The organism is Iodobacter fluviatilis (genome assembly GCF_900451195.1).
Taxonomy (GTDB): domain Bacteria; phylum Pseudomonadota; class Gammaproteobacteria; order Burkholderiales; family Chitinibacteraceae; genus Iodobacter; species Iodobacter fluviatilis.
The window spans coordinates 353,617-378,007 of sequence record NZ_UGHR01000003.1 but is presented as its reverse complement, the minus strand read 5'-3'; the positions used below and the strand labels follow the sequence as shown (position 1 = coordinate 378,007).

Below are 24,391 nucleotides of genomic sequence, written 5' to 3'. Positions count from 1 at the left end.
ACCTAGGCATCAGCTAATGATAGAATGCGTCCCTGTATGCAATTACGCTAAAGGATACGCAAGTGACTCAACCTAACCGCCTTGTTATCGCCACCCGCGAAAGCCCGCTTGCACTCTGGCAGGCCAACCACGTAAAGGCGAGGCTTGAGGCGCTTTATCCTGAGCTTCAGGTTGAATTACTCGGCATGACCACGCAGGGCGACCGGATTTTAGACGTAACCCTGAATAAAATCGGCGGCAAAGGCCTGTTTGTTAAAGAGCTGGAAACAGCCATTACCGAAGGCCGCGCCGATCTGGCCGTGCATTCGATGAAAGATGTACCGATGGTTTTGCCCGAAGGCTTTACGCTGGCCGCCATTGGCGAGCGGGAAGACCCGCGCGATGCCTTTGTTTCTAATAAATACGATTCACTCGATCAATTAACGCCCGGCTGTGTCGTGGGCACCTCCAGCCTGCGCCGCGAATCACAATTACGCGCTCGTTTTCCGCATTTGCTCATTAAGCCTTTGCGCGGCAATGTGGGCACGCGTCTGGGCAAGCTGGATGCGGGTGAATACGACGCCATTATTCTGGCCTCAGCAGGCCTGATTCGTCTGGGTCTTGCCAGCCGGATTAAAAGCGCGATTTCTCCTGGCGACAGCCTGCCCTCACCGGGCCAAGGCGCACTGGGTATTGAAGTACGCAGTGATCGCGCTGATCTGATCTCGCTGCTGGCCCCTTTTAACCATGCGGCAACGGCCGCCTGTGTCACTGCAGAGCGCTCTTTATCCCGCCGTCTGGGTGGCTCATGCCAGATTCCATTAGGCGCTTTCGCCGAAGAAGATGATGGCTTTTTGCGCCTGCGAGCCTTTATTGCTAACCCCGATGGCAGCGATATTATCTACGCCGAAGGCAATGGCTCTTTAGCCGCCGCCAACGGGCTAGGTTTACAGGTAGCCGAACTACTCTGCACCGAAGGCGCGACTGAGATTCTGAAGAGTCTGGCCGCTGCAGCTGCAGAATAATGCAAACACTGAGCGGCCTACGCCTGTGGGTGACACGTCCCGGACAGCAAGCAGCAGGTTTAATCGCCCTGCTGCAAGCCGCAGGTGCAGAAGTCCTGCCCCTACCGCTGTTAGAAATCGCTCCGCCTGACGATCCTGCGCCGCTGCAGGCCGCTTTAGCTCATATTGAGCAATTTGATCTGGCCGTTTTTATCAGCCCATCCGCGCTTGACGCCGTATTTGCACATTTGCCCGCGCCATGGCCCAAAAACCTACCCGTTGCGGTGGTGGGGCCGGGCAGCGAGCGGCGGGCAAGCGCACTTGGGGTGCAGGATATTATCTGCCCCGCAGTGCAATTTGATAGTGAAGGCCTGCTGCAAGAAACCAGAATGCAATTTTTAGCAGGTAAAAAGCTGGTGATCTTTCGTGGTAATGGCGGACGTGAATTATTACCAAAAGCCTTACAAGAGCGTGGCGCACTGCTGACTATCATTACCGCATACCAAAGACAGCCTCCCCGCTTCGATCTGGCCCATTTAAATGCCCAATTGAGCAGTGGCTGCGATGGCATCGTCATATCCAGCTCGGAAGCAGCGCAACACTTATTTCAGCTCGCTGGAGACAAGGCGCTGCAAGCGTTACAATCACGCATATATTTCGTACCCCATCCGCGTATTGCACAGACGCTTATCGCTTTGGGTGCAAAACAAGTAGAACTTACGAATGCAGGGGATAGCGGTATTTTGCATGGCATTTGTCAGCACTTCACAAAACCCCGCCAGGAATAAAAATGACTCAGGATACTTCACAAGACTCGCTCGCGGCGGCACTGCAAACGCCTGACCGTCGCTTCGTTCCGCAGACCGCTATTGTGCTTGGCAGCGTAGCCTTAATTGCCACAGCGGGTGTCTGGCTCTATCAGCAGCAAGCCATGGAGCAATTCAAGCTTGAAGTAAGCCGTCAGCTGGCCGCAAATAAAAACAACACTGCTGAGTTCAGCCAGCAGCTGGCAAGCAGCGCTAAATTGCAGGAGCAATTTTCCGCCAAACTGGCGCTGCTGGATGCTAAACAAGCAGAATCGCTCAGCCAGCAGCAAGCGCTGAATAATATGTATGAGGCGCTTACCCATAATGAAACCCACCGTGCCCTTTCTGAAATAGAGCAAATCCTTGGCTTTGCTAGCCAGCAACTGCAATTAGGCGGCAATGTAAATGGCGCGCTGCTTGCACTGGCAAATATCGACCAAAAACTCGCTCAGCTGAACCGCCCGGAGCTGATCAGCCTGCGTCAGAGCATTACCCGTGATATTGATACCCTTAAAGCCCTGCCCTATGTTGATATCATTGGGATCAGCGCCAAATTAGACAGCCTGATTAAAGGCCTAGAAGACCTGCCTCTGGCGATTGATGGCCACCGCCATGTAACACCAGTGGTAAAACCATCGGCCAGCAGTACGGCCTTGGCCCATTTTTCTGATGAAATCTGGCAGCAGCTTAAACAGCTGATTCAGATCCGCCGCATGGACAAACCAGAAGCCATGTTGCTTTCACCGGAACAAAGCTTTTTCCTGCGTGAAAACATCAAGCTCAGGCTGCTGGATGCACGTACTTCCCTGCTGCTTAAAGATGAAGCCAGCTACCGTGGCGATATCGCGGCTGCCCTGCGTTATTTAGAACAATACTTCGATAAAAAAGCGCCGCAAACAGCCACATCGATTGCCACGCTGAAACAGTTAGCAGCACAAGATCTGGCAATCCAGCTGCCGGAACTCGGTACGAGCTTGGCCGCAGTACGCAGCGCCCGCACCATTGCAGAAAGGGCCAAGCAATGAGAATTTTGCTCTGGATCATCGCTCTATTTGCACTGGCCGTGGGGCTGACGCTGTTTGCGCAGCTTAATACTGGCTATGTGCTGCTGTTCTTGCCGCCATGGCGGATTGAAATTTCACTCAATGTATTTGCAATGCTGACGCTGGCTACCATTGCCCTGCTCTATCTGCTGCTGCGCGTAGTTGCAGAGCTGGGCGGCCTGCCACACAAGGTAAAGCAATACCGCGAACGCCAGCAAAGAGATGCCTCAATTCAGCTGGAGCGCGAAGCACGTTTAGCTTTTTTTGAAGGCCGCTATCAGCGCGCCGAACGGTTGGCCGGTGAAGCGCTGAATAACAGTGAAAATAATGATGCTTTTGCCGTTAATGCGCTGCTTGCCACACGTGCCGCGCATCAAATGCGTGATTTCGCCCGCCGCGATCAGTATCTGGACAAACTGCAACAACGCTTTGGCAACCAGCACTTAGCTGCAGCAATGATGGCTGCGGAGCTGTACCTAGATGAGCGCCGCTATACCGATGCAAGCAATGCGCTTGCAGCAGCCAAGCAAATCTCACCCAAGCTGACCGCAGCTCTGCAGCTGGAGCTGCGTTTACGCTTGCGTGAAGAAAACCCTGATGCGGTATTAAGACTGGTAGAACAGTTAGCCAAAAGCGAAGCCGTTGATGCCGAACAAGCCAGACGCATCCGCAATCAGGCCTATCTGCTCAAGCTGAGACAACAACCTTTATCCAGCCATCAGCTGAAAGACTGGTGGAATAAGCTGCCAGCCCAAGATAAAGCCTTGCCACAGCTGATTGAAGCAGTAACAGACAGCTATAAACAGCAGGGTGAGCCCGCAATGGCCCGCAGCCTGCTGGAAGAAACCCTCAGAAATGAATGGTCCAGCCCCCTCGCTGGCCGCTATGGCTCGCTGGGGCTAACCGGGGAAGCCCTTATTTCTCAGCTGCAACAAGCCGAGCTTTGGCTTAAGCAGCATCCTGAAGATCATTTGCTGCTGCTGACACTTGGCAGGCTCTGCCGTGCCAGTGCCCTTTGGGGTAAAGCACAAACCTATCTGGAAGCAAGTATTGCTGTGCACCCTACCGCGGTGGCCCATGCAGAGCTGGCAGAATTACTGGATTCGCTCGATAAAAACGATGCCGCCAGCCGGCATTACCAAGCAAGCCTGGCGCTGGCATTACCCCAGGCCAGTCTGATTTAAGCTTTGATTTAACAGCAACAGACAATAAAAAACGGCTGCATTGATTGCAGCCGTTTTGCGTATTGAGCTCTTATTTTTTATGAGGTGGCGGTGCAGCTGGTTTTTTCTCATCAGAGAAAGTGATCCATGAAAATGGAGCAGATCCCTTATTACGCTCAAAAAAATCAGGCGTTGGAGAAAGATGGCCAGAAGGTACAACGGGTTTACGGACTTGCGTATTAGTTAGCATTTTATTGCCCCCGAGTAATTTGCAATAGCATATTACGTGATATTAACACAATACATTGAAATCATTAACTCAGAATTGACTTGAAACAAATAATAAACTTTCTATTTCAGTAACATGAAAGTCTAATGAAGCAAGTATTACAATAATTCTGGCGACATCACCATCCGTAATGAATAACTGATCCGCCCTTCCTTAACCCGCCTCTGCAACCACCAGCAGCCCCCCCGGCGCAGCTCCCAATCGAGCTCTTTGCCCGCCAGAATAACAGCGGCTGCGCGGCCCAGCTCCGGCTGATGCCCAACCAGCACAATGGTCTTCCCCGGCTCCCTTGGCCAGTTACACACCTCTAAATATGAGCCGCATAAAACACCGGGATTTAACCTTGCATCAATCTTAAATTGCTTACTTAATGCCTTGGCGGTTTCCTGGCTACGCAATGCTTCGCTGGCAATCACCGTGATGGCCCCGCCATCAAGACGCTTACTTAAGCAAGCGGCCATTTTTTCTGCCTGCTTACGCCCTTTAGCCGTAAGAGGGCGGCGTAAATCATCCGCCCCCTCCTCTGCTTCGGCATGACGCCACAAAATTAAATCCACAGTCGCCCTTAATTGCGTGGTTTAGCTGTTAACTCAGCCAATAATGTTGCTTGTGAAGAGCGCACCTTACCGCCACGCGCAGTCTTACGACGATAGCGACCATCAGACTGCATTTCCCAAGCCTGAGTGTTATCTACTAGGCTTGGGCGCAAGCTTTCACGAATCACACGGCGTTTTACTTTTGGATCTAAGATGGGAAACGCAATTTCAATGCGGCGGAATAAATTACGCCCCATCCAGTCTGCTGAAGAAAGATAAACATCCTCTGCACCGCCATTATAAAAATAGAAAACGCGGTGATGTTCTAATAAACGCCCCACAATTGAGCGCACGCGGATGTTTTCTGACACCCCAGGAATACCCGGGCGCAAAGCGCACACGCCACGAACAATCAAATGAACCGTAACACCAGCTTGCGATGCCTGATAAAGCTTATCGATGACGGTAGGCTCCAGCAAAGCATTCATTTTGGCGATAATCACCGCCTTACGGCCCGCTTTAGCGTGGACAATTTCTTTATCGATATACTTTAAAATATTCGGCTGCAAGGTAAACGGTGCTTGCCACAGCTGATGATGATCCCCCGCCAAGCCAAGGCCGGTGAGCTGCATAAACACATCATTTACATCACTGACAATTTCTTCATTGACCGTCATCAAACCAAAATCAGTGTAAAGCTTAGTTGTGCGCGGATGGTAATTACCCGTGCCAACGTGAGTGTAGCGGCGCAGTTTTCCTTCCTCACGGCGCACAATCAGCAACATTTTAGCGTGAGTTTTATAGCCATATACGCCATACACCACGTGCACACCCGCCAGCTCCAGCTTGGCTGCCCAGTTGATATTGGCTTCTTCATCAAAGCGCGCCATCAGCTCAACAACAGCCGTCACCTCTTTACCGCGCCCTGCGGCATCGCATAGCGCTTCCATCAAAGCCGACTCTGTACCGGTGCGATAGACCGTCATTTTAATCGCCACGACCTGCGGATCTCTTGCTGCCTGTTGCAGCAAATCGATCACAGGAGTAAAGCTTTGGTAGGGGTGGTGCAAAAGAATATCGCCATGGCGAATCGCCGCAAACATATCCGGCTGCTTGCGAAGCTCGGCAGGCACGCCAGGCATAAAGGGCTCAAACTTTAAATCTGAACGATCAACCTGATCCGGCACCTGCATCAGGCGTACCAGATTAACCGGGCCATTTACACGATAAAGATCCACATCCTGCAAACCAAACTGATCACGCAAGAAATGCTGTAAATGCTTAGGACAATTATCGGCCACCTCTAAACGCACAGCATCACCATAAGAGCGCTGCGATAATTCGCCCTTCAGCGCGGCACGCAGGTCTTTCAGATCATCATCATCCACCGATAAATCAGAATCACGCGTGACCCGGAATTGATAACAACCCAACACATGCATACCAGAAAACAATTCATCCACATGTGCATGCAAAATCGAAGACAAGAAAACAAAGCCATGCTCAACACCCGAAATCTCGGTTGGCATTTTTACAAAGCGCGGCAAAATACGTGGCGCTTGCACAATAGCAATGCCCGAGCTGCGGCCAAAGGCATCGTTGCCTTCCAGCTCAACAATAAAATTCAGCGACTTATTTAATACACGCGGAAAAGGATGAGATGGATCAAGCCCAATTGGCGTGAGTATAGGCATCAGCTCACGGAAAAAGAAATCCCGCACCCACTCGCGCTGCTCGTCTGTCCATACGCTGCGGCGGAAAAAATGAATACCTTCCTTAGCCAGCGCCGGAAACATCACTTCCAGCAATAAATCATACTGGCGATCAACCAAATCATGCGCTTCGCGCGCCACCAAATCAAAAGCCTGCAGCGGCGTCATTCCCTCAGGTAAAAGCCGAGTTGGATTATGGCGCATATTTTCTTTGAGCCAGGCCACGCGCACTTCAAAAAACTCATCCAGATTGGACGACACAATACACAGAAATTTCAAACGCTCTAATAAAGGATTACTTGCGTCTTCCGCCTGGGCCAATACCCGACGATTAAACTCTAACAATCCCATTTCACGGTTCAGCATTAATTGATTATCGGCAGGTTTGTAACTCATCACTCTTCGCTCAAATTAAATAGCCCATCAAAAATACGGATGACAAGAAATGCAACTCAACCAGCTAAGGGATGTCCTGAAAACTTCACAACGCCTGTATAACGCCGGCATAAACCCAAACAAATCAATCGGCTGGATCTACAAATAAACGGGCAAGCAAGCCCGCCAGAGCTCTAATTCTTAAATGCACCCACGTTTTGCAACAGACAAAATGGGATTGTAGAAAAAACAAAGGCCACTATAAGTGGCCTGTGCTTAACTTTTATTGCGGCACAAAGCCTGCGGGCATTTCTGCACCATCACCAAAGAAATAATTCTCCAGCTGCTGCTGCAAATACTGACGCGCACGCGGATCAGCAAGGCTCAGGCGGTTTTCATTAATCAACATGGTTTGATGCTTAACCCAAGCCTGCCATGCCTCTTTAGACACATTATCAAAAACCTTCTTACCTAAAGCGCCCGGCAGCGGCGGAAAATCCATCCCTTCCGCCTCACGCCCCAACTTTACACAGTTCACAGTGCGGCTCATTAGTATCACCTCAATAATATTACATTTATGTTTCTAGAAAATGACAAATTTTAAAGTATTACTACCTGTTGTTTTATACTTTACACATTGAATAAGAAATTCAATACATCGCCATCTTTCACTACGTATTCCTTACCTTCGGCGCGCATCTTGCCGGCTTCTTTTGCGCCTTGCTCGCCCTTGTATTGGATGAAATCATCGAAAGCAATCGTTTGGGCGCGGATGAAGCCGCGTTCGAAGTCGGTGTGGATCACGCCTGCGGCTTGCGGGCCGGTGTCGCCTTTGTGGATGGTCCAGGCACGCACTTCTTTTACACCAGCGGTAAAGTAGGTTTGCAGGCCGAGTAAATCGTAGCCAACGCGAATCAGGCGATTCAGGCCAGGCTCTTCCAAGCCCAGCTCGGCGAGGAATTCTTGCTTGTCGGCGTCATCCAGCTCGGCGATTTCGGCTTCAATTGCAGCGCAAACGGCCACAACCGGCGCACCTTCAGCATTAGCATGAGCCACTAGGCGATCGAGCAGCGGGTTATTCTGGAAACCATCTTCGGCCACATTAGCCACGTACATAGCGGGCTTGATGGTCATCAGGCACAGCGATTTAATCGCCAGCACTTCATCATCAGACAGGCCGGCCGAGCGGGCAGGCTTACCATCGTTCAGCAGTGGCAAGAGCTTTTCTAGTACCGCCACCATCTGGATGGCTTCTTTATCACCAGCGCGGGCTTTTTTGCTATCGCGGGTGAATACTTTTTCTGCTGTGGCCAAATCGGCCAGTGCCAGCTCGATGCCGATGGTTTCGATATCGGCGATTGGGTCTACCTTGCCGTTCACGTGGATAACGTTATCGTCTTCAAAGCAGCGCACCACGTTCACAATGGCGTCGGTTTCACGGATGTTGGCCAAGAACTTGTTACCCAAGCCTTCGCCTTTGGAAGCGCCCGCAACCAAGCCTGCGATATCCACAAATTCGACGATCGCCGATTGGATTTTTTGTGGTTTTACGATTTCTGACAGCTGAGCTAAGCGCACATCCGGCACTTCTACGATGCCAACATTTGGCTCGATGGTGCAAAAAGGATAGTTTTCAGCCGCAATACCGGCCTTGGTCAGTGCATTAAACAGGGTCGATTTACCGACATTAGGCAGGCCAACGATGCCGCATTTGAGACTCATATCATCCTTTCGCCGCAAATCGCGGCCAACATATACTTAAAAACGGGATTTTACCCGATTGTGAAGCTTGCCGCTTCCACCCCGCACAAATCCCATAGTCAAATGGCGGGTGTTACCGCAAAAAAACCAAGTCTTAAAACACGGAGGACACAGAGAACACGGAGTTTCACGGAGAAAAACGAGGTTTATTTATAAAATTGCACCCAGCCAATTCAAAGGCAAATCCCCCTCGGCCCCCCTCAGCCCCCTTTTACTAAGGGGGAGGCTAAAGCTGAAACGATGCTTAAAGTTGTACAGATCCTTATGCTTAGCCTTCTCCGTGTAACTCTGTGTTCTCTGTGGTTCAAGATTTGGATTTTTGCGCGAACAATCACCCTGCCCTGCAATGCTAAGGTTCCTTTCCCCGCCCCCGCCCCGTAAACTGCAGCTCCTTTGCCTTTGATTGCCCCGCTCATGAGTAAACGCCGTACATCCCCTCTGCCACATCGTGATGGCATTGCCCCGAGCTTTTTGCAGCTGCCCGCCGGGCAATGGCCTGATTTGCTGACGTTTTTAATCACCCGCTTTCCGCATATGCCAGCCGAAATTTTGCGTGGGCGTTTAGAGCGCGGCGAGATTGTTGATCATCAGGGCGAGGTATTGAATGTAGCAAGCGGCTTTCAGCCCAATGGCCGCATCTGGTATTACCGCGAAGTGCCGGAAGAAACGCCGGTACCTTTTGCCGAGCACATTATTTATCAGGATGAGCGATTGCTGGTGGCGGATAAACCGCATTTCTTGGCCTGTATTCCGGCAGGGCGTTATCTGCAAGAAACACTGCTGACCCGATTACGTAAGTCACTGGGCATAGCCGACATTGCGCCGATTCATCGCTTAGATAGAGAAACCGCAGGGATTATGTTGTTCAGCCTCGATCCAGCCTGCCGCGCTGGCTACCATGCGCTGTTTTCTGAGCGGGATGTGGCCAAAGAATACGAAGCCATCGCCCCCTACCGTGCCGATCTGGAGCTGCCCCGTGTGCACCGCAGCTTTATGCAGGAGCAGCAGGGCATGTTCACGATGGAAGAGGCCGAGGGTGAGCCCAATAGCGAAACCTATATCGAGCTGATCGAGGTACGCGGCGCTTGGGCACGTTATCGCCTCAAACCACATACCGGCAAAAAGCACCAACTGCGCACCCATTTAAGTGCGCTTGGCGTGCCAATTTTAAATGATCCTTGGTATCCCGAATTGTTGCCCGAAAAAGGCGATGACTTCAGCCGCCCATTGCAATTATTAGCTAGAGCAATTGAATTTATTGATCCGTTTACTGGTGAAAGCAGGCGTTTTGAAAGCCCTAGGGAACTGAGCTGGCCTGAATAATGTCTATCAGAGATGATCATTCAAAAACAGGCTGAACATGTACGAATCCCGACATCATCCTCCGCTGCCATGGGCAAAATTTTGCACTCGGCTGCTGTGGCATTTTGCTGGTGCTTTACTGCTCATTTTGCTGTCCCTGTCTTTAGGGGCGGCAGGCCATGTCTATTTTGAGCTGCACAGCTGGCACGATGGCTTTTTAAATGGCGCCATGATGCTGGGAGGGATGGGGCCGCTAACCCCGCCGGTAAGCAATGGCGGCAAATTATTTGTGGGCTTGTATGCGCTCTACGCGGGTTTAATATTTGTTGCGGCGATCGGCATGATGCTTGCCCCGGTAGCCCACCGGGTTTTGCATTTATTTCACTGGGAAGGCCACAAATCATAGCAAAAGGCGCATCAAACACCGCGCCTTTTGCTATCTGAGCACTTACTTCTTTACTGGCCGCTGCCAGCCATAAATAGTGACCTGCTTGGCCCGCGCTACAGTCAGCTCGCCAGCCGGTGCGTTCTTGCCAATCACCGATCCTGCACCCGTAGTTGCACCTTCACCAATGGTGACGGGAGCCACCAGCACATTATTCGAGCCAATACGCACTTCGTCTTCAATCACGGTACGGAATTTATTCACGCCGTCGTAATTAGCAGTAATCGTCCCCGCCCCCACATTCACCTTGCTGCCCATGGTGGTATCGCCGATATAGCTCAGATGATTTACTTTTGAGCCTTTACCGATGGTGGCTTTTTTGATTTCAACGAAGTTGCCGATATGCACATCATCAGCCAGCTCCGCGCCAGGACGCAGGCGGGCAAATGGCCCAATCAGATTACCCTTCCCGACTACCGCGTTTTCCAGATGGCTGAAAGGATGAATGATTGTGTCATCATTGATCGTCACATTCTTTAAAACACAATTGGCACCGATGCTTACGTTTTCGCCAAGAACGACATCACCTTCAAACACGCAATTCACATCGATCACCACATCCATACCATGACGCAACGTGCCACGTACGTCGATACGTGCCGGATCAATCAGGCTAACGCCCGCCAGCAATAATGATTGTGCGATTTCGGCCTGGTGAATACGCTCCAACTGGGCCAGCTGCACCTTATTATTAATGCCCTCGGCTTCCCAGTGATCCTGCGGGTGCACGGTAGCCACTTCAACACCATCACGCACCGCTAGAGCGATCAGATCGGTGGCGTAATATTCGCCCTGGGCATTGTCATTTTTAAGCTCGGAAAGCCAGCCTGCCAGTTTTGCGGTTGGCAGTGCCAGAATGCCTGTGTTCATTTCCGTAATTGCTGCTTGCTCAGGGCTGGCGTCTTTTTGCTCAACAATGCAGCTTACCTTACCCGCAGCATCGCGAACTATGCGGCCATAGCCCGTGGCATCGTCCAGAATATCCGTCAGTATCCCTAACTGCCCTTGGCTGCTGGCTGCTAACAGCGCTTGCAGCGTAGCTAAGCGGGTTAAGGGCACATCGCCGTATAACATCAGCGTGGTTTCACCCTGCAAATGCGGCAAAGCCTGTGCCAGCGCGTGGCCCGTGCCCAGCTGCTCGGCCTGATGTGCCCATTCCAGATCCGTGCTGCCGAGTAATTCTTCCTGTACCTGTTTGCCACCATGGCCATAAACCACAACCAACTTACCTGGCTGTAGCTGTCTTGCCGTATCCAGTACATGCCCCAGCAAGGGTTTCCCCGCTAGGCGATGCAAAACCTTTGGCATTTTGGAATACATACGCTTGCCCTGGCCAGCAGCAAGGACAACAACATCAAGCAAAGCGCTCATGCGGCAAGACCTAGTAAGCTAAAAGACATTATTTTAACCCTTTTTACGCTACAAACCAGCTGCTAAATGTAATGTGAACGCTATAGAACGAGGAAAACTCGCTTACTTTTCAGCATCGCTGGCGAGTTTCTCACTATGCGCACTAAGCAAATTGTTGGTTATTTGCAAACCCTAAAAAAACGTAATCACTACGATCTTAGTACGGGGCTTAAATCTCCCCATGAAGCCGCGACACGAGAAATAAGCGGGGCGGGGTAGTCGTTAATTTGTGTTTGAGTAAAGCGAGTTGACACAACACCACTATCCGCAGGGACCTTCGTGCTTTTGAAGTTGCGATTTTGTTTCCTTTCCTAGCCATTCAAGAAAGGGAGTCCCACGCGGGGGATTCCCCCAGCTAAATCAACTTGCCGAAGGCTAAAAAGATCTTTTTGATTTTGCTTAGCCTGCATGGGATTTCTCCCGCCCTACACATTGTGCAATGCCGACTGATATATCGCAGCTGCAATGGCGGGTTACGCCAAAATACTGGCTAACCCGCCCTGAATTCCCAGACTTATTAAGCCAGATACCGCTGCTCTAAATGCTTGCGGAAATGAGCCGGGTTAAGCGGCTCGCCTGTGGCACGGCGGACCAGCTCGCCCGTTTCCCACTGGCTGGCTTGGCTCCAGATATTGGCGTTCAGCCAATTAAATATCGGCGCTAAATCACCCGCCGCAATGCGCTCGTCCAGATCCGGCTGCTGCTTGCGTATCGTGGCAAAATACTGTGCTGCATACATTGCACCCAGCGTGTAGCTTGGAAAATAGCCAAACGCGCCATCCGTCCAGTGGATATCCTGCAAGCAGCCATTTTTAAAATTGCCCTTGGTATCCACACCCAGATAGGCCTGCATTTTTTCATCCCACAGGGCTGGCACATCATCGGCTTCGATTTCGCCATCAATCAGCGCCCGCTCAATTTCATAACGCAAAATCACATGGGCCGGGTAAGTCAGCTCATCGGCGTCCACACGGATAAAATCAGGGTGCACACGGGTGTACATTTTGGCCAGATTGGCCGCCTCAAATGCGGGCTGATCACCCAGATGCTTTTTCACCAGCGGGCTGATCAGGGCTAAGAATGCCGGATTGCGGCCTAATTGCATTTCAAATGACAGGCTCTGGCTTTCGTGTATACCCATAGAGCGGGCGCGGCCAACCGGCAGGGCTACCGTTTCGCGCGGCAGGCTTTGCTCATAACGGGCGTGGCCGGTTTCATGCACAATGCCCATCATGCTTTGCATAAAGTCATCTTCGCGATAGCGGGTGGTAATACGTACGTCTTCGGGCACACCGCCGCAGAAAGGGTGATTCGAAACATCAAGACGCCCGCCTTCAAAATCAAACCCCAGCAAGGCCATCACATCCAAACCCAGCGCACGTTGTTTTTCAACGGCAAACGGGCCAGTAGCAGCAATCACCTGCTCCGTGGCTTGCTTCTCCATTGCCTGACGAATCAGCCCGGGCAGCCAGCTTTTTACATCACCAAAAATACGGTCGAGCTCAGCACAGCTCATACCAGGCTCGTATTTATTTAGTAGCGATTCGTAAGGCGAAAGACCTGTTTCTTTTGCCAAAAGCTGCGCTTCTTCACGGGATAAACGCACTACCTCTCGGAAATTAGCCAAAAAACCTTGCCAGTCATTATTCTGCCGCTGTGTACGCCACTCATGCGAGCAGTGCGATCCAACAAGTGTTTTGGCTTCTACCAAGCTGGCGGGCAATAAATTGGCGTGTTCCCACTGGCGTTTAATCTCGCGCAGGCTGGCTTGCTCTGCTGCGCTTAAATCTTCAGCCTCTGCGCCCTTGATCAGCTCAGCTAATGCCGGATCGGTCAGCGTGTTATGAATTAGCACACCCAGCTCGGCCATCGCCGCACCGCGTGCATCATTGCCTTTTGAAGGCATCATGGCAGCCTGATCCCAGCCTGCCAGCGATCCCAGATGCTCATAACGATAAATACGGGTAAACGTTGCAACAACAGCTTGGTAGGCGGTTTGGCTCATTGAAATAGGATCTCTATAGGTAAGAATACTTATTCTGCCAGCTTGGATAACAAGCGCAATTGCTTTGAACCCTGGCACCAGTCAGCTAAGCCACATACGTGTTTAAGCAAGGTAAAACTGCAGGTAAGTCAGACGCCAGCTAATCTGTATGCAGGTAATAAAATGAGACAACTGGCAATGCGGGATCTTAAAATCATTTGGAAAATAATGCTGCCTGCAGGATTACTTACATTGGTTACCTTGGGCATTGTATTACTCACGCTGCACGCCATAGCATCGATCAGCGGTCTTGCATCCCAAGCTTTAGATGAAAACGCCCGCAGAGTATTTTTGGCCAATCAGGCCGCGTTTCACATCACAAGCACCACCACCGATGACCGCAATCAAATCCATGCCTGGACCACCCAAATGGAAGATTCTGCGGAAAAACAATTTCAAGTCAATTTGGATAATGGACGAAACGCTTTAAACAGCTTATATGCGATAGAAAAAGACGCCAGCAGAAGAGCCATTATCAATCAGGTGCGAAGCCAGCTGCTGCAATTTGAAAAAATTGATAAAGAGGCCTTTAAACTCACACGGCTGGGGCAACCCACCGAGGCCTATGCGCTCATTAATGGGGATGCCTACCGTGCTTATAAAACGGCAATGAGCCATCTTAGCCAGTTAGTGAAGCTGGAAGAAAACGATATTGCAATCGCCCGCAAACAGATCGATATAAGGGGTAAGAACACCTTTTGGACCGTACTTATTACTGCACTTGGTGGTTTTTTAATCAGCATTGCTGCGGTCTTGCTAAGTACGCAGCAAATTTTGCGACAGCTGGGTGGTGAGCCCGCTTACGCGGTAAGTGTAGCCCGGCAAGTCGCTGCCGGTGATCTTAGCCTAGATGTGCTGGTGCACGCCAAAGATCAAAATAGCCTCTTATTTGCCATGCGCCAGATGGTAGAAAAACTAAACTCTATTGTCATTAGGCTGAGAAATGCAACAGAGGAGACTTACAGCTCATCTTCTGAAGTAGCCAGTGCCGCACAACTGGTCTGCAAGAACACCAGCATCAATGCCGACATCCTGAGAGAAAGCAGCATATCAATTGATAATCTCAGCATTCATACCAGCCAGAATACGCATACCGCGCACATCACCGACTCTATGGCACGTCAATCCACATTGGATGCACGCAGCGGTTGTGAGTCTGTGCAAAAAACCACCTTAGCCATGCGCAAAATTGCTAAGGAGATTCTGATCATTGACGATATTGCCTATCAAACTAATTTACTGGCCTTAAATGCGGCCATTGAAGCGGCCCGGGCAGGCGCAAATGGTAAAAGCTTTGCTGTTGTCGCGGCTGAAGTCAGAAAACTGGCCGAGCGCTGCCAATTGGCCGCGCAAGAGATTGGCGACTTATCTAAGAGCAGCGTACAGCTTGCTGAAGCCGCTGGTGAACAGCTCAATAATATAGAACCATCCATTAGAAAAACCGCTGGCCTGGTTCAGGAAATCGCCGCCAACAGCCACGAACAGTGCCATGAGCTTGAGCTGATCAACCAGAATATTGGCGAAGTCTCACAGCGCGTAGCAACCAACGCAGCTGCATCTGAGCAGCTGTCTGCCACAGCCGAACAGCTGAGCAATCAGGCCCTTCAGGTGCAAACCATGCTGGCATTTTTTAAAATTAAACGATCTTAAGCAGTACTTGCCAAAAACCAGCTTGCTCAAAGCGATCACTTCGCTGCTGACTTAATCTTCAGACGTAAAAAAGGCAGCCGAAGCTGCCTTTTTTATTCACCACACTAAAGCTTAGTGACCACGCTTTTTGAGCTTGTCCACCACAGCAAGTTTCGCTACGGCTTCTACCAGCTCGGCCTGAGCCATCGCAAAGTCCATCGATGAGCCGTGGTTCTTTAATGCTTCTTCGGCGCGGCGTTTGGCGTCTAGCGCCTTAGCTTCGTCGATGTCTTTACCACGAATAGCCGTATCGGCCAGTACGGTAACTACATGAGGCTGCACTTCTAACATGCCGCCTGAAACATAAAGAATCACTTCTTCATCGCTATTGGCAACTTTGATGCGCACCGCTCCGGGCCTCACACGAGTGAGTAGTGGGGCGTGACGCGGCAGAATACCAATTTCACCTTTTTCGGCGGGTGCCGAGATAAACTCAGCCACGCCAGAGTAAATCAGTGCTTCTGCGCTTACCACGTCCACATGCATTGTCATTGCCATGGCACTAATCCTTATTGCATGGTCTTGGCTTTTTCAACCGCTTCTTCGATGCTGCCTACCATGTAGAAGGCTTGCTCTGGAAGATGGTCGTAATCGCCATTAAGAATGCCCTTGAAGCCCTTGAGGGTTTCTTTCAGTGGCACGTATTTTCCTGGAGAACCAGTAAATACTTCGGCCACATGGAAAGGCTGTGACAAGAAACGTTGGATCTTACGTGCGCGAGATACCGACAATTTGTCTTCAGGAGACAATTCATCCATACCCAGAATCGCAATAATATCCTGCAGTTCTTTGTACTTTTGCAGTGTTTGCTGCACACCACGCGCAACAGCGTAATGCTCTTCACCCACCACTTGCGGATCAAGCTGACGCGATGTTGAATCGAGTGGATCAACCGCTGGGTAGATACCTAGGGAGGCGATGTCACGCGAAAGAACAACGGTTGCATCCAAGTGAGCAAATGTTGTTGCTGGCGATGGATCGGTCAAGTCATCCGCAGGCACGTAAACGGCCTGAATAGATGTAATCGAACCGGTCTTGGTCGAAGTAATACGCTCTTGCAGAGCACCCATTTCTTCAGCCAGAGTAGGTTGATAACCCACAGCAGAAGGCATACGGCCCAACAGAGCAGATACTTCAGTACCGGCCAGTGTGTAGCGGTAGATGTTATCTACGAAGAACAGAATGTCACGACCTTCATCACGGAAGTGTTCGGCCATCGTCAGACCAGTCAGCGCTACGCGCAAACGGTTGCCTGGTGGCTCGTTCATCTGACCGTAAACCATCGCCACTTTATCAAGAACGTTAGAGTCCTTCATTTCGTGGTAGAAGTCGTTACCTTCACGGGTACGCTCACCTACACCAGCAAACACGGACAGACCCGAGTGTGCCTTAGCGATGTTGTTGATCAGTTCCATCATGTTAACGGTCTTACCCACACCCGCACCGCCGAACAGACCCACCTTACCACCCTTAGCAAACGGGCAAATCAAGTCAATAACCTTGATACCTGTTTCTAACAGATCGATAGATTGGTTCAGTTCGTCGAACTTAGGTGCAAGTTGGTGAATAGCGCGCTTATGCTCGCTCTTCACTTCACCGGCTTCATCAATCGGGTTACCGAGCACATCCATGATGCGGCCCAGTGTCGCGTTACCTACTGGCACCGAAATCGGTGCGCCAGTACCGCTTACCAACATGCCGCGCTTCAGGCCGTCAGTAGTACCCATTGCAATCGCACGCACTACGCCGTCGCCGAGCTGTTGCTGTACTTCCAGCGTCAGGTCGATTGCGTCGAGCTTGATTGCGTCATACACCTTGGGCAGGCTGTCGTGTGGGAATTCCACGTCAACAACCGGGCCAATGATTTGTACGATTTTACCTTGGCTCATCGTTATTCCTAAATCCCAGTTAATCCGTTGTGCGTCAGGGCCTTACACCGCTGCCGCGCCAGAAACGATTTCGGAGAGTTCCTTCGTAATCGCTGCTTGACGGGTTTTGTTGTAAAGGAGCTGCAGATCGCCGATCACATTGTCTGCGTTATCAGTCGCCGCTTTCATCGCCACCATACGGGCCGCTTGCTCAGAAGAAATGTTTTCCGCTACGGCCTGGTAAACCAGCGCCTCAATGTAACGGCTCATTAATTCGTCGATCACAGTCTTCGCATCCGGCTCAAACAGGTATTCCCAGTTGTAGCCTTTTTTAGGCTCGCCAAATGCGTTGTCTGATAACGGCAGCAGCTGCTCAATCACTGGCTCTTGCTTCATGGTATTCACGAAGCGTGTGTAAACGAGGTGTACTTCGTCTACTTCACCAGCAATAAAGGCATCGATCATAACTTTGATCGGGCCAATCAGCTGCTCAAGGTGCGGGGTATCTCCCAGTCCGTGCGCAGAGGATAAAACCTTTGCGCCGTAACGGTTCATAAACCCAATACCCTTGTTACCGATCGCGGTGACAGAGGTTTCTACGCCGTCCTGATGCCAATCCTTCATACGGTTCACGGCCAGACGCAGGGAGTTGGTGTTTAAACCACCACACAGCCCCTTGTCTGAAGTAATCGTAATCAGGCCCGCACGCTTAACAACGTCGCGCTTTTGCAAATAAGGATGCGTGTAATCAACAAAGGCAGCGCTCAGGTGGGCAGCCACATTACGGATTTTTTCACCGTAAGGGCGTGCCGCTTTCATGCGTTCCTGGGCCTTGCGCATTTTTGATGTCGCAACCATTTCCATAGCGCGGGTGATCTTTTGCGTATTTTTTACGCTCTTGATCTTTGTCCGAATTTCTTTACCGCTTGCCATGATTTGATCCTTGTCTCAACGTATCAAATCAATACGCGGCGCTGGCCTTGAAGCCTTCCACTGCTTTAACGATCACTTTTTCGTCATCAGAAGCTAGGTCACCCTTGTCTTCGATACGAGCCAGTACGTCTGCGTGGTTAGCCTTGAGGTCAGCCAAGAATGCAGCTTCAAACGCCAATGCTTTTTCAACTTTGATGTCATCAAACACACCTTTGTTGATCAGCAGCAGCGTGATCGACAGTTCGGAAACTTTCAACGGGCTGTATTGAGCCTGTTTCATCAGTTCTGTAACCATCTTGCCGCGCTCAAGTTGCTTACGTGTTGCTTCGTCCAGATCAGAAGCGAACTGCGCGAACGCAGCCAGTTCACGATACTGAGCCAGAGCCAGACGTACACCACCACCGAGCTTCTTAATAACCTTGGTCTGCGCTGCACCACCCACGCGGGATACCGAGATACCGGCGTTCATCGCTGGGCGAATACCCGCGTTGAACAAGTCAGTTTCCAAGAAAATCTGACCGTCAGTAATCGAAATCACGTTAGTTGGAACGAATGCAGATACGTCACCTGCTTGGGTTTCAATGATAGGCAGAGCGGTTAAAGAACCGGTTTTGCCTTTCACTGCACCGTTAGTCAGTTTTTCTACTTCTGCTTCGTTAATGCGGGAAGCACGTTCCAGCAGGCGCGAGTGCAGGTAGAACACATCGCCCGGATACGCTTCACGGCCCGGAGGACGGCGCAGTAACAGGGAGATTTGACGGTAAGCTACAGCTTGCTTGGACAGATCGTCATAAACGATCAGAGCATCTTCACCGCGGTCGCGGAAGTATTCACCCATCGTGCAACCGGAGTATGCAGCGATGTATTGCAGCGCAGCAGCTTCAGAAGCAGCAGCAGCAACCACAATGGTGTGACCCATCGCGCCGTGCTCTTCCAGCTTGCGCACTACGTTGGCAATCGAAGAAGCTTTTTGGCCAATCGCAACATAAATACATGTCACGCCTGTGCCTTTCTGGTTGATGATCGCGTCCAGAGCAACGGCAGTTTTACCGGTCTGACGGTCACCAATGATCAGCTCGCGCTGACCACGACCTACTGGCACCATGGTATCAATCGATTTGATACCAGTTTGCAGTGGTTGCGACACAGATTGGCGGGCAATAACGCCCGGCGCAATTTTTTCAATTGGTGCAGATTCTGTTGTACCCAATGGGCCCTTGCCGTCGATAGGCTGGCCAAGAGAGTTAACAACACGACCAATCAATTCACGGCCAACTGGAACTTCCAGAATACGGCCGGTACATTTGACTTCGTCGCCTTCTTGAATGTGCTTGTAATCACCAAGCACAACGGCACCAACGGAATCACGCTCTAAGTTGAGCGCAAGACCGAAAGTATTACCCGGGAATTCCAGCATTTCGCCCTGCATAGCCTCTGATAGGCCGTGCACACGAACGATACCGTCTGTTACGGAAACTACAGTACCTGTGGTACGTGTTTCTGCTGCAGTCGATAAATTCTGGATCCGAGCTTTAATCAGTTCACTGATTTCGGACGGATTAAGTTGCATGATTTCTCCTAACTCTTCAGGCTCGAGGCGAGAGCGGTTAGCTTGCCGCGGACAGATGCGTCTACGACCAGATCACCTACCGTCACCTTCACGCCCCCGATGAGTTCCGGGTTAACGCTGACTTGGGCCGTGACCTTGCGGTGCAGCTGTTGGGATAAAGTTGCGGATAATTCAGCAACCTGGGAATCGGTCAAAGCAAAAGCAGATTCGATGCGGGCTTCAACTTCGCCTGCATCTGCTGCCTTGTACTCTTCAAATAGCTCTGCCACCGCCGGTAGGACGGTGAAGCGGCGATTTTCAAGTACAGCATCGATGAAGTTTTGCACTTCAGCGCTTTGCTGACCGCCCAATAATCCAAGCAACAGCTCCTTAACCTGAGCCACGGAAAACTTTGGATTAGCTACAACTTCCAGCGCCAGCTCGTTACCTGCAATCAGGGCGAGCTGAGCCAGCACATCAGACCATAAAGGTAAGGTGCCGGTTTCTTTGGCTAGACGAAAAATAGCTACGGCGTAGGGTCTTGCGACGGTAATGAGTTCTGCCATGACGCTCTTACAGTTCCGCTTTGATGGATGCTAACAACTCGGCATGGGCATTTGCATCAACTTCGCGGCGCAGAATTTGTTCAGTACCTTGTAGTACCAAACCTGCAACCTGCTGACGCAAGGCTTCTTTTACCTGTTGAATTTGCTGGTCAATTTCCGCTTGAGCGCCGGCAACAAGGCGTTCGCCCTCTGCCTTTGCATGGCCCTTGGCTTCTTCAACCAATTGCGCGCCACGCTTTTCAGCTTGCGCAATGATTTCGGCTGCGTGCTGCTTTGCTTCGCGAAGCTTGTCAGCCGCTGCTTTCTCGGCCAGTTCAAGATCTTGCTTGGCACGATCAGCAGAAGCTAAACCGTCGGCGATACGCTTAGCACGCTCGTCCATAATCTGGGTCAGCGGAGGCCACACGAATTTCATCGTGAAGATGACCAAGATCGCAAATGTGATCATTTGGCCAAAAAGCGACAGATTAATATCCACGCTGATGTCCTCCTAAAAGACGGGCTAGATTACTTAGCAACGAGGCTCAGCAGCGGAGTCAGGAACGGGTTGTTGAAGGTGTAAAGCATAGCAACACCAACGCCGATCATCGAGATAGCATCTAACAGACCAGCGATAATGAACAGCTTAGTTTGCAGAACCGGGATCATTTCTGGCTGACGGGCAGCAGACTCTAAGAACTTACCGCCAAGCAGAGCAAAACCAAGTGCAGTGCCGATAGCAGCTAAACCGATGATGATCGCGGCAGCGATTACAGTCATGCCTTGAACGCTAGCAATTACTTCTGGTGCAACCATTTCTAATATCTCCAAGAGGAAGGTTGGGTAAAACAAGGGGAAAGCAAAACACTTATAGCGGCCAGCCTAGGCTGGCCGAATAAATTAGTGATCTTCAACCGCAAGGCTGAGATAAACAATCGTCAACATCATAAATACAAAGGCTTGCAGGGTAACCACTAGGATGTGAAAGATCGCCCATGGAGTACCCAGAACCCACTGCGCCCAGAATGGCAGCAGTGCGATCAGAATAAAGATCAGCTCACCGGCATACATATTGCCGAACAAACGCAGAGCCAGAGAAATTGGCTTAGCAACGAGCTCAACCAGCTGGAAAGCAAAGTTAACTGGGGCCAACAGAATCGTCATCACCAAGCCTTCGGCATGGAATGGCGCTGTAAATAACTCTTTCAGCCAGCCAACAAGCCCTTTAGCTTTAATGGAAAAGCCAATAATGAGCAGCATCACCGCTAATGACATCGCAAAAGTCTGGTTTACGTCTGCAGTTGGTACAACACGCAGCTTTTCAATGCCAAATACGTGCTGGCCAATCCATGGCAACAGATCAACCGGCAAGAAATCCATTGAGTTCATTAAGAACACCCAGCAGAAAATCGTCAGGCTTAATGGACCAATTACTTTTGATTTACCGTGAAATGCATCTTTGATCTGGCTATCTACCATCTCAACGATCATTTCTACAAAGTTTTGCAATGGACCAGGCACGCCAGCGGTCGCTTTACGTGCGGCAAATGCGAAAATACCGACAAACAGGAAGCCTAAAACAAGAGCCACCCAGAATGTATCTAGGTGAAAACCATTGGCGGCCTGATTAAAGGACAAATGGTGCTGGATATACTCGGTAGCGTTAGCGGGTGCGTGATGTTCAGTCATGTTATTTTTTGCCGTCAAATTTTATCAAAAGCCCAAACCAAAAGGCACTGGTGGTGGCAAGATAACCCACAAACGTCCATGGCCAATCTGCCTTTCGGTACAAAATGAACAACGCCGCAAAAGCGACGAGTGTACAAACCAACTTGCACATTTCTGCAGCAAAGTGCTGCTTGAGAAGTACTGCTGGCGGGGCGAATTCAATGCGATATGCAATGGCTGCGTATAAAACACTGCCCATCACCGCAATAAAACCGCCCAGTAAACTTGAAATTGCCGGATTTTGTCCCAAGATCAAGAAGAGGAGGAGAGCCGTACTGATGGCGATTCCAATCTTTAGCCGGATGATGCCCCGAACCTGTGCTTTCCCGATCATTACTTCACCACTGGGGAAAAACCCCGCGATTATACTGACCTGATTTGTGTTGCGTCAATTTTACCTATTGATCTTTTTAGTAAAATTTACTTGTCATTCAATTTGTGCAAGAGTATTGGCAGGATAAGCTTTCGCCAAACTTGGTGCATTTTAGTCAGAACTTTGTTACATCTTGCTAAGCAAGCCATCCAATTGTTCTGGGCTGTTGTATTCAATTGTAATCCGGCCACTTCCCTGCTTTCCGGCCTTGATAGACACCCTAGCGCCTACCCTTGTTGATAATTCTGCGGCTAATTCTGAAAGCCGGGAGTCTGCTTGCTTTACAGGCTTTTCTGGCACGGTTTCTTGTTGTTTTTTGACCAAAGCCTCGGTTTCTCTTACCGACAAGCCCTTCAAAATCACAATCCTTGCCGTATCCAACTGCAATAAATCATCCAAAGGCAACAGGGCGCGAGCATGCCCCATACTCAGCTGATCAGCCATTAGCATCTTCCGCAGTGGCTCGGACAAACTTAATAGTCTTAATAAGTTTGAAACGCTGGCGCGTGATTTGCCTACTGCAGTGGCTGCCGCTTCATGCGTCATCCCAAATTCTTCGATCAGGCGCGAAATACCTAATGCTTCTTCAAGCGGATTTAAATTTTCACGCTGGATATTTTCAATCAGGGCCATTGCCAAAGCAGCTTCATCGGCAATTTCACGCACTAATGCGGGTATTTCTACTAGGCCTGCTTTAATCGATGCACGCCAGCGGCGCTCCCCTGCAATAATTTCGTACTTATCCAGCCCGATTGGACGTACCAGCACGGGCTGCATCAGCCCTTGGGCACGAATCGAATCAGCAAGTTCCTCTAAAGCCGTTTCATCCATCTGCAAGCGGGGCTGGTACTTACCCGGCTGCAAAGAGGTAATCGGCAAATTTTGTAAGGAATCCTGACTATCCCCCATCAGTGCATCTAAACCGCGTCCAAGTCCTTTCATTTTCATGCTGTGGGAGTCTCTTCAAGCAGGTTGTGACGAGCCAGCAACTCTTCGGCAAGCTGAAGATACGCCAGTGCGCCTTTAGAGTTTTTGTCGTAGGACAAGATTGGGCGACCATAAGAAGGCGCCTCAGCCAGACGAATATTACGAGGAATAACCGTGTGGTAAAGTTTACTGGTGTAATGCTTAATGAGCTGATCTGACACTTGCTGGGCCAACGTTGAGCGCGGGTCAAACATGGTTCGCAAGAGGCCTTCGATTTCAATTTTACGATTCATCGATTGCTTAACGCGCTTCAGCGTATTCACCAAATCAGACAAGCCTTCTAAAGCGTAATACTCGCACTGCATCGGAATCAATACCGCATCCGCAGCCACAAGGCCATTCAGCGTAAGTAAGGTCAGCGCGGGCGGGCAATCTAAAATAATGTAATCGTACTGATCAGCAACTTGCGCTAAAGCATCTTTCAGCCGCGATTCTCTGTGTTCCTGATTGACTAGCTCAACTTCCGCACCCGCCAGATTGCGATTAGCTGGCAGCACATCAATGCCCGCAGATTCTGAGCGCAAAATAATGTCCTGAATCGGGGTAGCGGCCAGCAAAAGGTTGTAAACCGAGCTGCTTAATTTTGCCTTATCAATCCCCACACCCATGGTGGCATTGCCCTGCGGGTCCAGATCAACCAGCAGCACTTTTCTGCCAAGATGCGCCAGACTTGCAGCCAAATTAACGGCTGTAGTGGTCTTACCTACTCCGCCTTTTTGATTGGCAATCGCCAGAATTTTCATTATTTAGCCCTTAAGTAGCCCAGCAAAATGGCGGGCTTCACCCGCCCTAGCAGCCTGTCGGACTTAAACGATCGTAGCGAGGGAAAGACCGGTTTGAGACAGATTTC

24 protein-coding genes are annotated in these 24,391 nt (G+C 50.5%); 7 read left to right on the top strand and 17 right to left on the bottom strand.

Annotated elements, in window-relative coordinates; genetic code table 11:
• Nucleotides 1-62 precede the first annotated feature (62 nt).
• Genes hemC through DYD62_RS17105 form a run of 4 tightly spaced genes read left to right on the top strand, consistent with a single transcriptional unit; the run spans nt 63 to nt 4,016 of the window.
• Entirely contained in the window at nt 63-1,004 is a 942-nt protein-coding gene (hemC, locus tag DYD62_RS17120) for a hydroxymethylbilane synthase (protein WP_115228623.1), read from the top strand.
• The gene (locus DYD62_RS17115) at nt 1,004-1,771 is read left to right on the top strand and encodes a uroporphyrinogen-III synthase (protein WP_115228622.1); all 768 of its coding nucleotides are present in this window, start codon (nt 1,004-1,006) and stop codon (nt 1,769-1,771) included. Before hemC ends, DYD62_RS17115 begins: the two co-directional genes overlap by 1 nt.
• 2 nt (nt 1,772-1,773) lie before the next feature.
• Entirely contained in the window at nt 1,774-2,814 is a 1,041-nt protein-coding gene (locus DYD62_RS17110; RefSeq protein WP_115228621.1) for a uroporphyrinogen-III C-methyltransferase, read from the top strand.
• A complete protein-coding gene (locus DYD62_RS17105) occupies nt 2,811-4,016 on the top strand; it encodes a heme biosynthesis HemY N-terminal domain-containing protein (protein ID WP_115228620.1) in 1,206 nt (401 codons plus the stop codon). Before DYD62_RS17110 ends, DYD62_RS17105 begins: the two co-directional genes overlap by 4 nt.
• Before the next feature lie 366 nt (nt 4,017-4,382).
• Here DYD62_RS17105 and DYD62_RS17100 read toward each other — a convergent pair whose 3' ends face one another.
• The 4 genes from DYD62_RS17100 to ychF all read right to left on the bottom strand — a co-directional run bounded on the left by DYD62_RS17100 (nt 4,383) and on the right by ychF (nt 8,629).
• Complete coding sequence (locus tag DYD62_RS17100; RefSeq protein ID WP_115228619.1) at nt 4,383-4,841, bottom strand: SixA phosphatase family protein; 459 nt, start codon at nt 4,839-4,841, stop codon at nt 4,383-4,385.
• Between the two features lie 8 nt (nt 4,842-4,849).
• Entirely contained in the window at nt 4,850-6,928 is a 2,079-nt protein-coding gene (gene ppk1 / locus DYD62_RS17095) for a polyphosphate kinase 1 (RefSeq protein ID WP_115228618.1), read from the bottom strand.
• A 262-nt stretch (nt 6,929-7,190) separates the two neighbouring features.
• A complete protein-coding gene (locus DYD62_RS17090; RefSeq protein ID WP_115228617.1) occupies nt 7,191-7,457 on the bottom strand; it encodes an oxidative damage protection protein in 267 nt (88 codons plus the stop codon).
• Between the two features lie 80 nt (nt 7,458-7,537).
• Nucleotides 7,538-8,629, bottom strand: a complete 1,092-nt coding sequence (ychF, locus tag DYD62_RS17085) for a redox-regulated ATPase YchF (protein ID WP_115228616.1) — start codon at nt 8,627-8,629, stop codon at nt 7,538-7,540.
• Nucleotides 8,630-9,082: 453 nt separating this feature from the next.
• Here ychF and DYD62_RS17075 point away from each other — a divergent pair, with 453 nt between their 5' ends.
• Entirely contained in the window at nt 9,083-9,991 is a 909-nt protein-coding gene (locus DYD62_RS17075) for an RluA family pseudouridine synthase (protein WP_115228614.1), read from the top strand.
• Nucleotides 9,992-10,028: 37 nt separating this feature from the next.
• Nucleotides 10,029-10,376, top strand: coding sequence for a hypothetical protein (locus DYD62_RS17070; RefSeq protein ID WP_115228613.1), 348 nt, complete (start codon nt 10,029-10,031; stop codon nt 10,374-10,376).
• A gap of 42 nt (nt 10,377-10,418) precedes the next feature.
• On the opposite strand, the gene glmU is transcribed toward DYD62_RS17070, so the two are convergent.
• Both glmU and DYD62_RS17060 read right to left on the bottom strand, forming a co-directional pair.
• Nucleotides 10,419-11,786: a bifunctional UDP-N-acetylglucosamine diphosphorylase/glucosamine-1-phosphate N-acetyltransferase GlmU gene (gene glmU / locus DYD62_RS17065; protein ID WP_115228612.1), complete on the bottom strand. Its 1,368-nt coding sequence runs from the start codon at nt 11,784-11,786 to the stop codon at nt 10,419-10,421.
• 556 nt (nt 11,787-12,342) lie between these two features.
• Complete coding sequence (locus tag DYD62_RS17060) at nt 12,343-13,830, bottom strand: carboxypeptidase M32 (RefSeq protein WP_115228611.1); 1,488 nt, start codon at nt 13,828-13,830, stop codon at nt 12,343-12,345.
• Nucleotides 13,831-13,992: 162 nt separating this feature from the next.
• Between DYD62_RS17060 and DYD62_RS17055 the strand changes: the two genes are divergently transcribed.
• Complete coding sequence (locus DYD62_RS17055; protein ID WP_115228610.1) at nt 13,993-15,519, top strand: methyl-accepting chemotaxis protein; 1,527 nt, start codon at nt 13,993-13,995, stop codon at nt 15,517-15,519.
• 111 nt (nt 15,520-15,630) lie between these two features.
• Here DYD62_RS17055 and DYD62_RS17050 read toward each other — a convergent pair whose 3' ends face one another.
• The 11 genes from DYD62_RS17050 to DYD62_RS17000 all read right to left on the bottom strand — a co-directional run bounded on the left by DYD62_RS17050 (nt 15,631) and on the right by DYD62_RS17000 (nt 24,284).
• Nucleotides 15,631-16,056 (bottom strand): F0F1 ATP synthase subunit epsilon, encoded by a 426-nt coding sequence (locus tag DYD62_RS17050; protein ID WP_115228609.1) that lies wholly within the window; start codon nt 16,054-16,056, stop codon nt 15,631-15,633.
• An 11-nt stretch (nt 16,057-16,067) separates the two neighbouring features.
• Entirely contained in the window at nt 16,068-17,447 is a 1,380-nt protein-coding gene (atpD, locus tag DYD62_RS17045; RefSeq protein WP_115228608.1) for a F0F1 ATP synthase subunit beta, read from the bottom strand.
• A 42-nt stretch (nt 17,448-17,489) separates the two neighbouring features.
• Nucleotides 17,490-18,359, bottom strand: coding sequence for a F0F1 ATP synthase subunit gamma (atpG, locus tag DYD62_RS17040; protein ID WP_115228607.1), 870 nt, complete (start codon nt 18,357-18,359; stop codon nt 17,490-17,492).
• A 28-nt stretch (nt 18,360-18,387) separates the two neighbouring features.
• A complete protein-coding gene (gene atpA, locus DYD62_RS17035) occupies nt 18,388-19,929 on the bottom strand; it encodes a F0F1 ATP synthase subunit alpha (protein WP_099396734.1) in 1,542 nt (513 codons plus the stop codon).
• An 8-nt stretch (nt 19,930-19,937) separates the two neighbouring features.
• A complete protein-coding gene (locus DYD62_RS17030) occupies nt 19,938-20,474 on the bottom strand; it encodes a F0F1 ATP synthase subunit delta (protein WP_115228606.1) in 537 nt (178 codons plus the stop codon).
• A gap of 7 nt (nt 20,475-20,481) precedes the next feature.
• Nucleotides 20,482-20,952 carry a F0F1 ATP synthase subunit B gene (locus DYD62_RS17025; RefSeq protein WP_099396736.1) on the bottom strand — a complete coding sequence of 157 codons (471 nt, stop codon included), beginning with the start codon at nt 20,950-20,952 and terminating at the stop codon, nt 20,482-20,484.
• A gap of 29 nt (nt 20,953-20,981) precedes the next feature.
• The gene (gene atpE, locus DYD62_RS17020) at nt 20,982-21,269 is read right to left on the bottom strand and encodes a F0F1 ATP synthase subunit C (protein WP_099396737.1); all 288 of its coding nucleotides are present in this window, start codon (nt 21,267-21,269) and stop codon (nt 20,982-20,984) included.
• Between the two features lie 84 nt (nt 21,270-21,353).
• Nucleotides 21,354-22,142 (bottom strand): F0F1 ATP synthase subunit A, encoded by a 789-nt coding sequence (gene atpB, locus DYD62_RS17015; RefSeq protein ID WP_115228605.1) that lies wholly within the window; start codon nt 22,140-22,142, stop codon nt 21,354-21,356.
• Nucleotide 22,143: 1 nt separating this feature from the next.
• Nucleotides 22,144-22,515 carry an ATP synthase subunit I gene (locus DYD62_RS17010; protein ID WP_115228604.1) on the bottom strand — a complete coding sequence of 124 codons (372 nt, stop codon included), beginning with the start codon at nt 22,513-22,515 and terminating at the stop codon, nt 22,144-22,146.
• Nucleotides 22,516-22,680: 165 nt separating this feature from the next.
• Nucleotides 22,681-23,502 (bottom strand): ParB/RepB/Spo0J family partition protein, encoded by an 822-nt coding sequence (locus DYD62_RS17005; protein ID WP_115228603.1) that lies wholly within the window; start codon nt 23,500-23,502, stop codon nt 22,681-22,683.
• Nucleotides 23,499-24,284, bottom strand: a complete 786-nt coding sequence (locus DYD62_RS17000) for a ParA family protein (RefSeq protein ID WP_205836428.1) — start codon at nt 24,282-24,284, stop codon at nt 23,499-23,501. The genes DYD62_RS17005 and DYD62_RS17000 overlap by 4 nt, the downstream gene beginning before the upstream one ends.
• Nucleotides 24,285-24,391 lie beyond the last annotated feature (107 nt).

Excerpts from the sequence above, each read along its gene's own strand:
- DYD62_RS17115 (WP_115228622.1), top strand. The coding sequence starts at position 1,004 with ATGCAAACACTGAGCGGCCTACGCCTGTGGGTGACACGTCCCGGACAG.
- DYD62_RS17110 (WP_115228621.1), top strand. The coding sequence starts at position 1,774 with ATGACTCAGGATACTTCACAAGACTCGCTCGCGGCGGCACTGCAAACG.
- DYD62_RS17105 (WP_115228620.1), top strand. The coding sequence starts at position 2,811 with ATGAGAATTTTGCTCTGGATCATCGCTCTATTTGCACTGGCCGTGGGG.
- ppk1 (WP_115228618.1), bottom strand. The coding sequence starts at position 6,928 with ATGAGTTACAAACCTGCCGATAATCAATTAATGCTGAACCGTGAAATG.
- DYD62_RS17090 (WP_115228617.1), bottom strand. The coding sequence starts at position 7,457 with ATGAGCCGCACTGTGAACTGTGTAAAGTTGGGGCGTGAGGCGGAAGGG.
- ychF (WP_115228616.1), bottom strand. The coding sequence starts at position 8,629 with ATGAGTCTCAAATGCGGCATCGTTGGCCTGCCTAATGTCGGTAAATCG.
- DYD62_RS17075 (WP_115228614.1), top strand. The coding sequence starts at position 9,083 with ATGAGTAAACGCCGTACATCCCCTCTGCCACATCGTGATGGCATTGCC.
- DYD62_RS17070 (WP_115228613.1), top strand. The coding sequence starts at position 10,029 with ATGTACGAATCCCGACATCATCCTCCGCTGCCATGGGCAAAATTTTGC.
- glmU (WP_115228612.1), bottom strand. The coding sequence starts at position 11,786 with ATGAGCGCTTTGCTTGATGTTGTTGTCCTTGCTGCTGGCCAGGGCAAG.
- DYD62_RS17060 (WP_115228611.1), bottom strand. The coding sequence starts at position 13,830 with ATGAGCCAAACCGCCTACCAAGCTGTTGTTGCAACGTTTACCCGTATT.
- DYD62_RS17055 (WP_115228610.1), top strand. The coding sequence starts at position 13,993 with ATGAGACAACTGGCAATGCGGGATCTTAAAATCATTTGGAAAATAATG.
- DYD62_RS17050 (WP_115228609.1), bottom strand. The coding sequence starts at position 16,056 with ATGGCAATGACAATGCATGTGGACGTGGTAAGCGCAGAAGCACTGATT.
- atpD (WP_115228608.1), bottom strand. The coding sequence starts at position 17,447 with ATGAGCCAAGGTAAAATCGTACAAATCATTGGCCCGGTTGTTGACGTG.
- atpG (WP_115228607.1), bottom strand. The coding sequence starts at position 18,359 with ATGGCAAGCGGTAAAGAAATTCGGACAAAGATCAAGAGCGTAAAAAAT.
- atpA (WP_099396734.1), bottom strand. The coding sequence starts at position 19,929 with ATGCAACTTAATCCGTCCGAAATCAGTGAACTGATTAAAGCTCGGATC.
- DYD62_RS17030 (WP_115228606.1), bottom strand. The coding sequence starts at position 20,474 with ATGGCAGAACTCATTACCGTCGCAAGACCCTACGCCGTAGCTATTTTT.
- atpE (WP_099396737.1), bottom strand. The coding sequence starts at position 21,269 with ATGGTTGCACCAGAAGTAATTGCTAGCGTTCAAGGCATGACTGTAATC.
- atpB (WP_115228605.1), bottom strand. The coding sequence starts at position 22,142 with ATGACTGAACATCACGCACCCGCTAACGCTACCGAGTATATCCAGCAC.
- DYD62_RS17010 (WP_115228604.1), bottom strand. The coding sequence starts at position 22,515 with ATGATCGGGAAAGCACAGGTTCGGGGCATCATCCGGCTAAAGATTGGA.
- DYD62_RS17005 (WP_115228603.1), bottom strand. The coding sequence starts at position 23,502 with ATGAAAATGAAAGGACTTGGACGCGGTTTAGATGCACTGATGGGGGAT.
- DYD62_RS17000 (WP_205836428.1), bottom strand. The coding sequence starts at position 24,284 with ATGAAAATTCTGGCGATTGCCAATCAAAAAGGCGGAGTAGGTAAGACC.